Here is a 13,370-nt window from a genome sequence, read left to right on the forward strand (position 1 = left end):
GGCATTACCCGGTCAGGTTCGTACGGTCGACGGCCCCGAGCCGTCCTCTCAGCGCACTCGGCGTGCGCTCCCGCGTCGTATGGATGGGTCCGCACGCGACGTTACCCCTACGGCCGACCGCACGGCAGGGTGTGACGGCCTTTTCACCCGGGGCAGTAGCCGAAGGCGTTCCCTTAGTGGAAAAATGCAACCGTGCAACAGCGCAGGCGAACAGGGGAATCGTCATCCGGCGCGGGCGACGTGCGATTTTCCGAGCCGACCGAGCCGGCCCCCGGATACCTGAACATCGGCGCCTTCCGCTTCTGGTTCGTGGGCCAGCGGTGGGAATGGTCCGACGAGGTGGCCAGGATGCACGGCTACCAGCCGGGTGAGGTCGAGCCGACGACCGAATTGCTGCTGTCGCACAAGCATCCCGACGACCGCGCGCATGTGCAGGAGTTGCTCGACCACGCCCTGCAATCCGAAGAGTCGTTCTCGAGCCGGCACCGGTTCATCGACACCGCCGGCGCGATGCACGATGCGATCGTCGTGGCCGACCGCATGCTGGACGAGTCGGGCGCCGTGCTGGGCACCGCGGGTTACTACATCGACCTCACCAACTCCTTCGACGAGGCCCGCCAGGAGGTGCTCGACACCGCGCTGCCCGACCTGTTCGAGAGCCGCGCGGCCATCGAACAGGCCAAGGGCGTCCTGATGTACGTCTACCGGGTCAGCGCCGAGCAGGCGTTCCGGGTGCTGCAGTGGCGCTCGCAGGAGACCAACGTGAAACTGCGGTCACTGGCCAGGCAGCTGCTCGCCGATATGGCCGCCCTGCCGGCACCGGCGGCGATTCTGCAGAGCCAGTTCGATCATTTGCTGCTGACCGCGCACGAGAGGATTCCGGCCGAGCCCGGCGGGTAACCGGCGAATCGATAAACGGGCAGTTCGGGTACGGGTTACTCTCGGGTCATCTGCGATGCGCGACCGCGCATCTGTGCCGCGTCGTCGGGCTTAGCGGCAGCAGATCCCAACGTTGGCTGCGGCGAAAGGCATGAAAGTTGTTGGCGGTCGGACACGAGGCCCACGACGACGTAGTGATCGTGAGCGTCAAAGGCGATGTCGACTCCAGTAACGTCGGTGAGCTTGCCGCTCACCTGACCACCGCGCTCGGGCTGGCCTCCACCCCGCCGGTGCGCCCGGTGGTGATCGACTTGCTGGCTGTCGATTTCTTCGGAAGCGCGGCGCTGAACGCGGTGCTCGACTGTCATGAGGACGCCAAAGCCGGCGGGACCGAGGTACGACTGGTCGCCGACCACGACCAGGTGCTGCGGCCGATCCAGGTCACCGAGTTGGACCGGGTGTTCGACATCTACCCCACCCTGTCCGCGGCGTTGCAGCGAAGACGCCAGCCATGAACTCGCGACTGCCGGCCGACCTGGCCGCTGCCGTTTCGTTGGGCGGTGAGATGGGCCGGCGGTTCGCCGAATACGACTGGGACGCTCATCCGCTGGGGCCGCCGCGAGACTGGTCCGGACAGATGCGGGCGGCGGTCGCCACGACGCTGGCGTCGCGGTTCCCGCTGGTGCTCTGGCTGGGCACCGAAGACTTGTTCGTGGTGTACAACGACGCCTACATCGAGATCCTCGGCGACAAGCTCGACTCGTTCGCCAAACCCGGCCGCGAGGTGTGGTGGGACATCTGGGATTCGATCGCCCCGATGCTCGCCGGCGTCGTCGCGACCGGGGAGGCGACCTGGTCGCGGGACCTGATGCTGCCCATGGTGACCGCCGGGCGGCGCGTCGAGCGGTACTTCACCTTCACCTACAGCCCGCTGATCGGCGCCGACGGCAAACCCTTCGGCATCTTCTGCCCCTCCTACGAGACCACCGAGCGGGTGCTGAGCGAGCGCCGCCTGCACCTGCTCAACACGGTCGCCTCCGCGATCGTCGAGAGCCGCAGCATCGACGACGCGGTCGGCGTCGCGGTGCGGGTGTGCGCCGGCCAACCGGCCGACCTGTCGTTCATCGCCGTGTACGCCGACGACGGCGCGACGGGAAGGGTCACGCTGCGCGGGGCTACGCCATCGGTGTCGGCGCTGCTGCCAGGCGAACTGGCGGAGCTGACCGACTGGGATGCGGCGTCGCGGACCCGGGCCGAGATGCAGGTGATCGGTGACGTCGCCGGCACGATCTCCGGCATCGAAGCGGCGCTGGGCGCCGACTGCCCGCAGGAAGCTCTGGTGTTACCGCTGGGGGAGGCCTCGCCCGCGGGGGCGCTGGTGGTCGGCGCCAGCCCGCGGCGCCCCTTGGACACCCAGTTTCAGGGGTTCTGCCAGCTGCTGGCCGACCAGTTGACGTCGACATTCGCCTCGATCGTGTCCTACGAGCAAGAGCGGCACCGCGCGGATGCGTTGGCCGAACTGGACCGGGCCAAGACCGCATTCCTGACCAACGTCAGCCACGAGTTTCGCACCCCACTGACCCTGCTGCTCGGACCGCTGGACGACGCGCTGTTGGACGCGGCGCCGGAAAGCGTTCTCGCGGAGCGACTTACCACCGCGGCGCGCAACGCGCGGCGTCTGCAGCGCCTGGTCGACTCGCTGCTCGACTTCTCCCGCATCGAGGCCGGCCGGGCCAACGCGAAGCTGGTGTGCACCGACGTCGGCGCGCTCACCGCGCAGATCGCGTCGTCGTTCACCGAGCTGTGCCACCGGGCCGGGCTCGAGCTGAAGCTGGACTGCGCGCCGGCCCTGGCGGACGTCGATCCGGCGATGTGGGAGACGATCGTTCTCAACCTGCTGTCCAACGCGGTCAAATACACGCTGCGGGGCTCGATTTCGGTGCGGGTGCGAACCGAATCCGGGGACTGTGTGATCGCCGTGCGCGACACCGGAGTCGGCATCGGTGCCGAGGATCTCAAGCTGCTGTTCGAGCGCTTCTACCGGGCCGACAACGTGCGTGGGCGCAGCGTCGAGGGCACCGGGATCGGGTTGTCTCTGGTGCGCGGGCTGGTCGACCTGCACCGCGGCACGGTCGAGATCGACAGCGAATTGGACCATGGCACCACCGTCACGATCCGGGTACCGCGGTCGACCTCGGGTGCGGTCGTCGACCCGTCGCCTGCCGGGCCGAACGAGACCAATCCGTATGTCGCCGAGGCCAGTCAGTGGGTGATGCCCGTCGCCGAACCGGCCGCCACACCCGAGGCGACCCGCCAGGTGGTGCTGATCGCCGACGACAACGCCGACATGCGCGCCCACCTCGAGCGGGTGTTGTCGACCCACTGGGAGACGGTGTCGGTCGCGGATGGCGAGTCGGCGCTGGCCGCGACCCGCAACCTGCGTCCGGACGCGATCGTCACCGACGTGATGATGCCCGGACTCGACGGCTTCGGCTTCGTCGCCGCCGTTCGCGCGGACCCGGACTTGGCGCCCACGCCGATCCTCATGCTGTCCGCCCGGGCCGGCGCGGAGGCCGTCAGCGAGGGCTACGCCGGTGGCGCCGACGACTACCTGCCCAAGCCGTTCCGGTCCCAGGAGCTGATCGACCGGCTGGCGTCGAGGTTGTCCGCGGTGGGCCGCGAGCGTGACCGGCAACGCCGCGAGGCGCAGTCGCGGCTGGCCTCGGAGCTGGTGCACCTCGACTCGGCGCTGCAAGCCACCAGCTCGGCCGGCGGGATCATGGACGCCCTGCTGGGCTCCTCCTTCGGTTCCGGGGACGCCGGTGCCGTCGCGATCGGCGTCCTCGACGGCGAGGACTATCTGCGGTTCGAATACGCCGGTGACCTGCCCGCGGAGTTTCGGGACCGCTACCACGTCGTCGCCCTCGATGCTCCGCTGATCGGCGCGGACGTCGCGCGCACCGGCGAGCCGATGATCGTCACCGACACGTTCGACCTGCCCCCGCGCTACGAGCACGCCGTCCGGGACAGCGCGGCGAGCATCCGCGCCTGCGTGAGCCATCCGCTGCGCGACGGCTCTGGCCGCATCCTCGGGGTGCTGGCGCTGTTGTGGCCGCAGCCCCGGCAATTCGACGCCGCCGACCTCGACACCTTCGCCCGGATCGCCGAGTTGACGTCGGCGGCCCTGGACCGCGTGCGGCTGATGGCCCGCGAACACGAGATCGCCATCGACTTTCAGGAGCACCTGCTTGATCTGGACCGCGGCTCCACCGCCGCGGTTGTCGCGGCCGTCTACCAGCCGGCGGGGGAGGCGATGCGGGTCGGCGGCGACTGGTATTCGGTCACCCCGCTGGACCACTCCGGCCGGATCGCGATCTCGGTCGGCGACGTCGTCGGGCACGGGCTGGCCGCGGCGATCGTGATGAGCCGGTTGCGTGCCGCGGTCGCCGCCTCCGCGCTCACCGCGGGCGAGCCGGACGCGGTGCTCGGTTCGCTGGACCGATACGGCGCCAGCGTCGACGGCGCCCGGTGTGCGACGGTGGCCTACGCCCTGATCGACACCGACGGCCAGGGCGGTGGCGCTACCGTCAGCTACAGCTGCGCCGGGCATCCCTATCCGCTGCTGGTGCTGCCCTACGGGCGCGCGACCTTTTTGGAGTCGGGCCGGCGCGCCCCGGTGTCGGTGACCGGACGCGGAACCCACGACGCGACGAGCCGGCCGCCCAGCAACACCGCGACCGCGCAGCTGCCGCCCGGCGGGTTGATCCTGCTGTATACCGATGGACTGATGGAACGGCCCGGTGAAAGCCTCGACGACGGGTTCGCGCGCCTGCGGGCGGCGGCGGAGCAGTGCGCCGGCCTGCCGGTCGAGTCGGTCTGTGCGGAGCTGCTGTCGCGGATGGCCCCGCCGACGGGCTACCGCGACGACGTCGTGGTGCTCGCGCTGCGCCCGAGCCACCTCGCCGCGGGCAGCTTCGCCACCGTGCTGCCGGCCGCGCCGGCTCACATTCCCGTCGCGCGCGGACAGCTGCGCGATTGGCTGAACACCATCGTCGTCGCGCCGCACCGCGAAACCGACATCCTGTTGGCCACCGGCGAAGCGGTCACCAATGCGATCGAACACGGCAGCCGCAACGAGCCGCGCCAGACGGTGTCGATCGAGGCGTTCCTGTATCAGGACACGGTGGTGATCACCGTCAGCGACACCGGCCAGTGGAGCGGCGATTCGTCGGCCAGCCTGCGCAGCCGCCGACGCGGACGCGGGCTCACGCTGATGAGCGGACTGGCCGACGGCGTCGAGACGCTGCGGACCGCGGCCGGCACGCGGGTCACCCTGCGGTTCGACCGCGCGCTCGGGGGAAGCGCCGCGGCGAACCAGCCCGGCTAGGCCTCCTCCATCGCCTCGCCGAGCTCCTCCAAGAGCTTGTTGTGGTGGTTGGTGGCCAGGAAATGTCCGGCGGCGATGACCAGGGCCACCGGCCAGTCGATGAGTTCGAGGGCCGCCAGGGCCGCCAGCCCGCCGAAGTAGGCCAACTGCTCTGGCCTGGGGATTTCCACCTGGCCGATCGCCGGCAGATTCACCGCGAAAGTCTCACCCGCGCGGATCTTGTCCACCGCCTCGCGCTGGGACGTGCCGCGCCGCGACTTCTTTTCCGCCATCATTTGCCTTTCGGTAACGAAGGGTTTCCCATCTCGCTGGGTCGCGCGTCCACCGTCGGACTTATGTCGACGATGACCGGCACCGGGGGCGATCCGCTAGTTTCCTCGTTTGCTTCGGTGCTGAGGGTGCCACTAGTCGAACTCTATGCGCTGTTGTGGCGCGTCGGGGTGGTCGAGATTCGGCACAGCGACGGGGCGCCTCGACGCGGCGCGACGGCGCCATCCCGGCCGGTTCGGGGAGCCGGCTGTCCGGATCCCAGTGCGCACGAGCCAGAGCGCCTGGTGCGCTGGACATCGCGGCAGTTGGCCCCGGCGGTGATCAGCCGGGCGATCGGCTGATCGGCGGGTCCGCCTAGTTGGTGCTGCGCAACCGCGTGGTGCCCGCCCGGCGTCCGGCCGTCTTCTTGGCCGTCGACTTGGTGGCCTTCGCGGGCGCGGTTTTCGTGGGGGCGGATTCCTGCGGCGTCGGTTTCGGCGGCGCCGCGTCCACCGGCACCGATTTCAGGTTCGCCTTGACCGCCCGGGTGTCGGGCTCCTGTTTGCGGCTCAACCGCTGCAACAGCAGAGCGCTGCCGCCGACCGCCAGCAGCAGCGGCCACTCGACCAATCCGGCGACGCCGAGTGCGCCGATGGCGAGCGCGGCCGCGGGCGCCGAGTGGCTGCCGCTGTTCATGCCGCGCTTGACGCCCTCGGCGGCGCCGGTGACGCCGCCGATGACTCCGTTGACCGCCGCACCGCCCACGGCACCGGCGGCCGCGGTCGTCGCGTTCGCCGCGCGGTTCACCGCCTGACTCACGCCTCGGACTGCTCCGCCGATGACACTCATGATGACTCCCTGGCTTTGATTGCTTCTGCAGCTAACCGGTGTCGGCAGCGGGTGGGTTCCCGCTGAAGGCAGCCTCAACAACAAAGCAATTTGGTTTTCACTTCTGGTGTTTAAAGCCTGCCACCAAGCTATCGCGCAGACAACGCGAAGCCGCATCAAATTTGCCTGAGCTTAATGTGATGCTGCCGCCGGCCGGTATCTGCGAGACGCGGCTAGTCGCGCCGCACGTCGACGAGGACCGGCGCATGATCGCTGGCCGCCTTGCCTTTGCGTTCGTCGCGGACGATCTGCGCGTCCGTCACGCGGGCGGCCAAAGCCGGCGAGCCGAGGATGAAATCGATGCGCATGCCCTGCCCCTTCGGGAACCGCAAGCGGGTGTAGTCCCAGTACGTGTAGACCCCCGGGCCCGGCGTGAAAGGGCGCACCACATCGGTGAATTGCGCCTCGACGATCGCGGCGAACGCGCGGCGCTCCGGCTCGGAGACATGCGTGGCGCCGGCGTAGAAATCCATGCTCCACACGTCATCGTCCTGCGGGGCGATGTTCCAGTCACCGGCCAGTGCGATCGCGGCGTTGGGATCGTCGCGCAACCAATCCGACGCCGAATCTCGCAGTGCGGCAAGCCATTCGAGTTTGTAGGTGTAGTGCGGGTCGCCCAGGGCGCGGCCGTTGGGAACGTAGAGGCTCCACATCCGCACGCCGCCGCACGTCGCCGCGAGGGCGCGGGCCTCCGCGGCCGCGGCGACTTCGGGCTTGCTGCTCCAGCTGGGTTGCCCGTCGAATCCGATCTGCACGTCGTCGAGACCGACGCGCGAGGCGATCGCCACGCCGTTCCATTGGTTGAATCCGACGTGGGCGACCTCGTAGCCGAGTTCGAAGAATGGCAGGGCGGGGAATTGGCTGTCGGAGCATTTGGTCTCCTGCATGGCCAGCACGTCGACGTCGGCGCGGGCCAGCCAGTCGATGACGCGCGGCAGCCGGGAGCGAATCGAATTCACGTTCCAGGTGGCGAGCCGCAGCGGCGGGTCGGGCATGCCTAGACGCTATCCCAGAGGCCCGGGCGCACCGGGACGTAGCGGCGGCGGTGGTGCAGCCGGAAACCCAGCGCCGCGGCGGGCGTGCGCTCGCCGGTGTCGGGCACCCGCAGGTAGCCGCGCGTCGCACCGCGATCGGCGCCCCACGCCAACAGCGTCTCGCACAATCGCACCGCCGCCTGATCGTCGGCGCCGGCCGGGCAGCCCACTTCCGAGATGCCCACCCACCGGGCGCCATCGGGTGCCTCGGTCACCGCGGCGCGCGCGACGGCTCCGTCGCGATGCGTGCCGAACACGAGCTCGCCGTCGATGACGGCGGTCAGCACGTCGACGGGAATGTCGCCGTCGTGGATGCGCAGCCACCCGTCGTCGGGGACCGGCGCCAACGTGACCGACGGGTCGACGTCCTGGACGGCCACATCGGAAAGGTCCTGCACGACAAGCCGTTCCGTGCGCTCGTCGATCAGCGCGGGTGGCGCCAGCATCCGGTCGGGCAGGGCCAACCGCGGCATCAGGCCGCGGCGCTCGTACCAGTCGACGATGGCGGGGACGGTGCTCGCCTGGGCGGAAATACCCAGTGGCACAGCGGAATTAGCGGCCAGATCGACGCCGTGGCCGGCTCGCAGCAGCCAGCCGTCCAGCCAGGTGTGCTCCGCGCCCGGCCAGGCCGCGGCGGCGGCGTGCTCGAGCGCGCGGATCTCGGAGGTGCGGATGGGGGTGTCGGTGAGCACCCGCAACGCCACCGCCTCGGACGCCGCGAACTCGACGACCGCGCCGGTCTTCGTCCGCACCCGCACCATCGGTTCGACCGCCAGCAGGTGGCCCACCACATCGGTCAGCGGCGGCACCGAACCGGCCGGGCGCCGGTAGCGCACCGATACCCGGGTGCCGAGGTCGGGCCACGAGAACATCAGTGACCGAACGGGTCCGGTCCCTCCCCGGGCATCCAGGAGAGGCCGGGAACGCCCCAATCGTGGGATTTGACGGCCCGTTTCGCGGCGCGCGCGTGCCGGCCGATCAGGCGGTCCAGGTAGAGGAAACCATCGAGGTGCCCGGTCTCGTGCTGCAGCATCCGCGCGAACAGGTCGTTGCCTTCGAGGGAGATCGGCGTGCCGTCGGCGTCGAGCCCGGTGACGCGCGCCCACTTGGCGCGCCCGGTGGGGAACGACTCGCCGGGCACCGACAGGCAGCCCTCGTCGTCGTTGTCCGGATCGGGCATGGTCTCGGGTATCTCGGAGGTTTCCAGGACGGGGTTGACGACGACACCGCGCCGCCGGTCGGTGCGGCCGCGATCGTCGGCGCAGTCGTAGACGAAGACCCGCAAGCCGACCCCGATCTGGTTGGCGGCCAAGCCCACCCCGTGCGCGGCGTCCATGGTGTCGTACAGGTTGGTGATCAACTCGGCCAGATCCGCCGGCAGCGAACCGTCGGCAGCGACCGGCACCGGCTGTGTCGGGGTGTGCAGGACGGGATCTCCCACGATGCGGATCGGAACGACTGCCATGGTCGGCTAAGCTACCGCACGCCCGTGGGCTGCCCGGCCGGCGATCGGCGTCTGGGCAATCTTGGTCAATCGGCCGACTCGCGGGTCTGGATGACGGCTTGAGGGTTTGGCGCGTGTTTCAATATTCGCCGAAACACGCCCTTAGCTAAGTCAAGTCATTCGAGCAGTTCGGAATTCGCCGGAAGGGTCCAGGGGAAGCGATATGGACAGCGCCATGGCGCGGGCAAATCGATCGGGGGACGACTCTGAGATCGCAGATGGGCTGACCCGCCGCGAGCACGACATCCTGGCCTTCGAGCGCCAGTGGTGGAAGTTCGCCGGCGTGAAGGAAGACGCCATCAAGGAGTTGTTCTCGATGTCGGCGACGCGTTACTACCAGGTGCTCAACGCGCTCGTCGATCGGCCCGAGGCCCTGGCCGCCGACCCGATGCTGGTGAAACGGCTGCGCAGGCTGCGGGCCAGCAGGCAGAAGGCGCGCGCGGCGCGGCGCCTCGGCTTCGAGGTGACCTGACTCGTTACAGTAGGGCTCGATGAAAGAACGAGTTCCCGACTCCACCGGGCTGCCCCTGCGGGCCATGGTGATGGTGCTGTTGTTCCTCGGCGTCATTTTCCTGCTGCTCGGTTGGCAGGCTCTGGGTTCGTCCGGGAGCTCTGACGACGATTCGGCGTCGCCGGCGTCCAGCGCGAGCGCCAGCAGCTCCGCGTCCTCATCGCCGACCAACAAACCGGCGAGCACGCAGGCCGACGTGCAGGTGTACAACATCTCCGGGAAAGAGGGCGTCGCCAAGCGCACCGGGGACCAGTTGACGTCCGCCGGCTTCAAAGTCACCAAGGTCGACAACATGACCGTGCCCGACGTCTCGGCCACCACGGTCTACTACACCGACGCTGGCGACGAGCACGCCACCGCCGACGCGGTGGCCAAAAACCTGGGCGGTGCACCGGTCGAACAGCGAATCCCCGCACTCAGCGGCGAGCCGCCGGGCGTCATCGTCCTCGTCGCGGGCTAGATAGGCGATAGGCTGCTGGCTATGCCCAAGCTGCGCGCATTGGTACTGGCCGGTTGTGTCGTGCTGTTAGGCGCCTGCTCGTCGCCCCAGCAGGCTTCGTCGGTTCCGGGCACCACCCCCGCGATCTGGACCGGATCGCCCTCGCCGTCGGGCGCCAAGGCCTCCGAGCCCGGGCCCGCGGCGGCGCCGAGCATCATCACGCACCTGAAGGCGCCGGACGGCACCCAGGTGGCCACCGCGACGTTCGAATTCAACAACGGCTATGCCACCGTCACCATCGAGACGACCGCCAACGGTGTGCTCGCGCCCGGCTTCCACGATGTGCACATCCACAAGGTCGGCAAGTGTGAGCCCAACTCGGTCGCCCCGACCGGCGGCGCGCCGGGCGACTTCCTGTCCGCCGGCGACCACTTCCAGGCGCCCGGGCACACCGCCGAGCCCGCCAGCGGGGCCCTGCCCACCCTGCAGGTGCGCAAGGACGGCTCCGGAACGTTGGTCACCACCACGGACGCCTTCGCCATGGACGACCTGCTCACCGGGCAGAAGACCGCGATCATCATTCACGCCGGTGCGGCCAACTCCGCCAACGCCCCATCCGGGCACAACAATCAGACCAGCGGCACGCCGGGCCCGGACGACATGACGATGAGCACCGGTGACGCCGGCAAGCGGGTGGCGTGCGGTGTCATCGGTGCAGGCTAAGCGGGCCGACACCCGCATCGACTTCGCCCGTTCCCCGCGGCCGACCCTCGGGGTGGAATGGGAGTTCGCCCTCGTCGACGCCCACACCCGCGACCTGAGCAACGAAGCCACCGCCGTGATCGCCGAGATCGGCGAAAATCCGCGCGTACACAAGGAATTGCTGCGCAACACCGTCGAAGTGGTGACCGGCATCTGCCACTCCGCGGGCGAGGCGATGGAGGATCTGCGACAGACCCTGGGACCCGCGCGCCGCATCGTGCGGGATCGCGGCATGGAGCTGTTCTGTGCCGGAGCACATCCGTTCGCGCAGTGGACCTCTCAGAAACTCACCGACGCCCCGCGTTATGCCGAACTGATCAAGCGCACCCAGTGGTGGGGACGGCAGATGCTGATCTGGGGCGTGCACGTGCACGTCGGCCTGTCCTCGCCGAACAAGGTGATGCCGATCATGACGTCACTGCTCAACTACTACCCGCACCTGCTGGCGCTGTCGGCGTCCTCGCCGTGGTGGGCGGGCGTGGACACCGGCTACGCGAGCAACCGGGCGATGATGTTTCAGCAACTGCCCACCGCCGGGCTGCCGTTCCAATTCCAGACCTGGGCGGAGTTCGAACGCTTCGTCTACGACCAGAAGAAGACCGGCATCATCGACCACGTCGACGAAGTCCGTTGGGACATCAGGCCTTCACCACACCTGGGCACGCTCGAGATGCGGATCTGCGACGGCGTGTCCAATCTGCGCGAGCTGGGCGCGCTGGTCGCGTTGACCCATTGCCTGGTGGTCGATCTGGACCGCCGACTGGAAGCCGACGAGTCGCTGCCGAGCATGCCGCCCTGGCATAACCAGGAGAACAAGTGGCGCGCCGCGCGCTACGGACTGGACGCGGTGATCATCCTGGACGCCGACAGCAACGAGCGATTGGTCACCGAGGATCTCGACGAGGTGCTGAACCGGTTGGAGCCGGTGGCCAAAAGGTTGAACTGCGTCGACGAGCTGGCCGCGGTCGCCGACATACCCCGCCACGGGGCCTCCTACCAACGGCAGCGCCGGGTGGCCGAAGAACATGACGGCGACCTGCGCGCGGTCGTCGATGCGCTGGTGGCCGAACTGGAAATCTGATGACGGAATCCCTTGAGCTGGCAATGTTTCCGCTGGAATCGGCGCTGCTGCCGGACCAGGACCTGCCGTTGCGGATCTTCGAGCCACGCTACGGCGCGCTGGTGCGCCACTGCACCGACACCGGCGACCCGTTCGGGGTGGTATTGATTTCGCGCGGGCGTGAGGTCGGCGGCGGCGATGCGCGCTGCGATGTCGGCGTGCTGGCGCGGATCACCGAATGCGTCGACCATGGCGCCGGCCGGTATGCACTGAATTGCCGGACCGGGGAACGCATCCGGGTGACCGAATGGCTGCCCGACGACCCCTACCCGCGCGCCACGGTCACGCTGTGGCCCGACGAACCGGGCGACGCGGTGTCGGACGCCCAGTTGCTCGACCTCGAAGACCGGGCCATGGCGCTGTTCGAGCGGATCGCGCAGGCGCGCGACATCAAGCTGCCGGACCGCGAGGTGATCTGGGCGAGGACCGGAGCGGCCCGGCGGGAAAGCGCCTGTTCGCGTTGGCGTCTCGCATCCCGATCGGCACGGCCGACCGCTACTCGGTGCTGTCGGCACCGACGGCGGCCGCCCGCCTCGCCGCCCTGCGCGAAGCCGTGGACGCGGTCGCCGAAGTGGTGGAGTTTCAGCTTTCCGAATGACCGGGCGGCTTTCGCGGAAGGATGGTGCATGAAGGTACAGCTCCAGGTCAGCGGTTCACCGGCGCAGGCGGCCGCAAGCGCCGCCGAGATCGTCGCCACCGGCGCGGACGGATTGTTCACCTTCGAAGGCCAGCACGACGTCTTCTTTCCGCTGCTGATCGCCGCCGGCACGACCGGCCTGGACTTGATGACCAACGTGGCGATCGCCCCGCCGCGCAGCCCGCTGCACATGGCGCACTCCGCCTACGATCTGCAGCTCTACAGCGGCGGCCGGTTCCGCCTCGGCCTCGGCTCCCAGATCAAGGTGCACATCGAAAAGCGTTATGGCAGTAGGTGGGAGCGGCCGGCGCCACGAATGGCCGAAGCCATCGCCGCGATCAAGGCGATATTCGCCGCGTGGGAAGGCCACGCCCGGTTGGACTTTCGCGGCGAGTTCTACACCCACACCATCATGGCGCCCAATTTCAACCCCGGGCCCAATCCGTTCGGGCCGCCCCCGGTGCTGCTGGGCGCGCTGGGTCCGCTGATGACGCGCACCGCCGCCGAGGTCGCCGACGGCCTTTTGGTGATGCCGTTCAACAGTGCCCGCCACTTCGCCGATCGCACCGTCGCCGCCATCGCCGAGGGGCTGCGCCGCTCGGGGCGGTCGTTCGATGAGTTCCAGATCATCGCCCAGGCCATGGTGGCCGTCGGGCGCGACGAGGCCGACCTGGCGGCCGCGATCAACGGGGTTGCTTCCCTGATCGCGTTCTACGGCTCGACGCCGGCCTACCTGCCCGTGCTCGAGGTCGAGGGGTGGGCCGGTGTGCAGCCCGACCTCAACGCGCTGTCCAAGCAGGGCCGCTTCGCCGACATGCGCCGGTTGATCACCGACGAGATGGTGGCAAGGATCGGGATCGTCGGCACGCCCGAGCAATGCGCGGAGCAGATCGCCGCCCGGTTCGGCGAGCACGCCGACGAGGTGTGCTGTTACTTCCCGGGTTACACGCCGCGCCCCGC

Annotated in this window: 14 protein-coding genes and 1 pseudogene; 10 read left to right on the forward strand and 5 right to left on the reverse strand. The window is 69.1% G+C overall.

The genetic code is table 11. The features are described 5' to 3' along the window. Nucleotides 1–240 precede the first annotated feature (240 nt). The 3 genes from A9W96_RS17840 to A9W96_RS17850 all read left to right on the forward strand — a co-directional run bounded on the left by A9W96_RS17840 (nt 241) and on the right by A9W96_RS17850 (nt 5,266). Nucleotides 241–900 (forward strand): PAS and ANTAR domain-containing protein, encoded by a 660-nt coding sequence (locus A9W96_RS17840; protein ID WP_066872462.1) that lies wholly within the window; start codon nt 241–243, stop codon nt 898–900. Nucleotides 901–1,037: 137 nt separating this feature from the next. After that, the gene (locus A9W96_RS17845) at nt 1,038–1,394 is read left to right on the forward strand and encodes an STAS domain-containing protein (protein WP_066872465.1); all 357 of its coding nucleotides are present in this window, start codon (nt 1,038–1,040) and stop codon (nt 1,392–1,394) included. Then, on the forward strand, nt 1,391–5,266 hold the full coding sequence (locus tag A9W96_RS17850) for an ATP-binding protein (protein WP_067141729.1): 3,876 nt from the start codon (nt 1,391–1,393) through the stop codon (nt 5,264–5,266). Before A9W96_RS17845 ends, A9W96_RS17850 begins: the two co-directional genes overlap by 4 nt. Here A9W96_RS17850 and A9W96_RS17855 read toward each other — a convergent pair. Then, a complete protein-coding gene (locus tag A9W96_RS17855) occupies nt 5,263–5,538 on the reverse strand; it encodes a hypothetical protein (protein ID WP_156765299.1) in 276 nt (91 codons plus the stop codon). The two genes, A9W96_RS17850 and A9W96_RS17855, sit on opposite strands and share 4 nt — an antisense overlap. Nucleotides 5,539–5,610: 72 nt before the next feature. Here A9W96_RS17855 and A9W96_RS17860 point away from each other — a divergent pair, with 72 nt between their 5' ends. Further along, nucleotides 5,611–5,877: an Rv1535 domain-containing protein gene (locus A9W96_RS17860; RefSeq protein WP_067141737.1), complete on the forward strand. Its 267-nt coding sequence runs from the start codon at nt 5,611–5,613 to the stop codon at nt 5,875–5,877. Nucleotides 5,878–5,890: 13 nt separating this feature from the next. Here the strand turns inward: A9W96_RS17860 and A9W96_RS17865 are convergent, their stop codons facing one another. The 4 genes from A9W96_RS17865 to A9W96_RS17880 form a co-directional block, all read right to left on the reverse strand. Then, nucleotides 5,891–6,364, reverse strand: a complete 474-nt coding sequence (locus A9W96_RS17865) for a hypothetical protein (RefSeq protein WP_066872473.1) — start codon at nt 6,362–6,364, stop codon at nt 5,891–5,893. A 212-nt stretch (nt 6,365–6,576) separates the two neighbouring features. After that, a complete protein-coding gene (locus A9W96_RS17870) occupies nt 6,577–7,383 on the reverse strand; it encodes an exodeoxyribonuclease III (RefSeq protein ID WP_156748791.1) in 807 nt (268 codons plus the stop codon). 17 nt (nt 7,384–7,400) lie between these two features. After that, complete coding sequence (locus A9W96_RS17875) at nt 7,401–8,309, reverse strand: GCN5 family acetyltransferase (RefSeq protein WP_067141735.1); 909 nt, start codon at nt 8,307–8,309, stop codon at nt 7,401–7,403. After that, on the reverse strand, nt 8,309–8,902 hold the full coding sequence (locus A9W96_RS17880; protein WP_067023497.1) for a peptide deformylase: 594 nt from the start codon (nt 8,900–8,902) through the stop codon (nt 8,309–8,311). The genes A9W96_RS17875 and A9W96_RS17880 overlap by 1 nt, the downstream gene beginning before the upstream one ends. Before the next feature lie 202 nt (nt 8,903–9,104). On the opposite strand from A9W96_RS17880, the gene A9W96_RS17885 reads away from it, so the two are divergent. From A9W96_RS17885 to A9W96_RS17905, 6 genes and pseudogenes are all read left to right on the forward strand, one after another. Then, nucleotides 9,105–9,413, forward strand: a complete 309-nt coding sequence (locus A9W96_RS17885) for a DUF3263 domain-containing protein (protein ID WP_007768412.1) — start codon at nt 9,105–9,107, stop codon at nt 9,411–9,413. 19 nt (nt 9,414–9,432) lie between these two features. Beyond that, the gene (locus A9W96_RS17890; RefSeq protein ID WP_066879856.1) at nt 9,433–9,912 is read left to right on the forward strand and encodes a LytR C-terminal domain-containing protein; all 480 of its coding nucleotides are present in this window, start codon (nt 9,433–9,435) and stop codon (nt 9,910–9,912) included. A gap of 21 nt (nt 9,913–9,933) precedes the next feature. Beyond that, nucleotides 9,934–10,614 (forward strand): superoxide dismutase family protein, encoded by a 681-nt coding sequence (locus tag A9W96_RS17895; RefSeq protein WP_066872488.1) that lies wholly within the window; start codon nt 9,934–9,936, stop codon nt 10,612–10,614. Continuing rightward, nucleotides 10,595–11,734: a glutamate--cysteine ligase gene (locus A9W96_RS17900; RefSeq protein WP_369806969.1), complete on the forward strand. Its 1,140-nt coding sequence runs from the start codon at nt 10,595–10,597 to the stop codon at nt 11,732–11,734. The genes A9W96_RS17895 and A9W96_RS17900 overlap by 20 nt, the downstream gene beginning before the upstream one ends. After that, nucleotides 11,734–12,371: pseudogene (locus A9W96_RS30575) on the forward strand (LON peptidase substrate-binding domain-containing protein). Before A9W96_RS17900 ends, A9W96_RS30575 begins: the two are co-directional and overlap by 1 nt. 28 nt (nt 12,372–12,399) lie before the next feature. Further along, the coding region (locus A9W96_RS17905) for a TIGR03617 family F420-dependent LLM class oxidoreductase (RefSeq protein ID WP_067141740.1) at nt 12,400–13,370 on the forward strand (971 nt) is incomplete at its 3' end.

The organism is Mycobacterium sp. 1245852.3 (assembly GCF_001669335.1).
Lineage (GTDB): Bacteria > Actinomycetota > Actinomycetes > Mycobacteriales > Mycobacteriaceae > Mycobacterium > Mycobacterium europaeum_A.

What these genes read in the sequence shown, in the direction of transcription:
- A9W96_RS17890 (WP_066879856.1), top strand. Translation starts at nt 9,433, where the DNA reads ATGAAAGAACGAGTTCCCGACTCCACCGGGCTGCCCCTGCGGGCCATG.
- A9W96_RS17880 (WP_067023497.1), bottom strand. Translation starts at nt 8,902, where the DNA reads ATGGCAGTCGTTCCGATCCGCATCGTGGGAGATCCCGTCCTGCACACC.
- A9W96_RS17860 (WP_067141737.1), top strand. Translation starts at nt 5,611, where the DNA reads ATGACCGGCACCGGGGGCGATCCGCTAGTTTCCTCGTTTGCTTCGGTG.
- A9W96_RS17850 (WP_067141729.1), top strand. Translation starts at nt 1,391, where the DNA reads ATGAACTCGCGACTGCCGGCCGACCTGGCCGCTGCCGTTTCGTTGGGC.
- A9W96_RS17865 (WP_066872473.1), bottom strand. Translation starts at nt 6,364, where the DNA reads ATGAGTGTCATCGGCGGAGCAGTCCGAGGCGTGAGTCAGGCGGTGAAC.
- A9W96_RS17885 (WP_007768412.1), top strand. Translation starts at nt 9,105, where the DNA reads ATGGACAGCGCCATGGCGCGGGCAAATCGATCGGGGGACGACTCTGAG.
- A9W96_RS17855 (WP_156765299.1), bottom strand. Translation starts at nt 5,538, where the DNA reads ATGGCGGAAAAGAAGTCGCGGCGCGGCACGTCCCAGCGCGAGGCGGTG.
- A9W96_RS17875 (WP_067141735.1), bottom strand. Translation starts at nt 8,309, where the DNA reads ATGTTCTCGTGGCCCGACCTCGGCACCCGGGTATCGGTGCGCTACCGG.
- A9W96_RS17895 (WP_066872488.1), top strand. Translation starts at nt 9,934, where the DNA reads ATGCCCAAGCTGCGCGCATTGGTACTGGCCGGTTGTGTCGTGCTGTTA.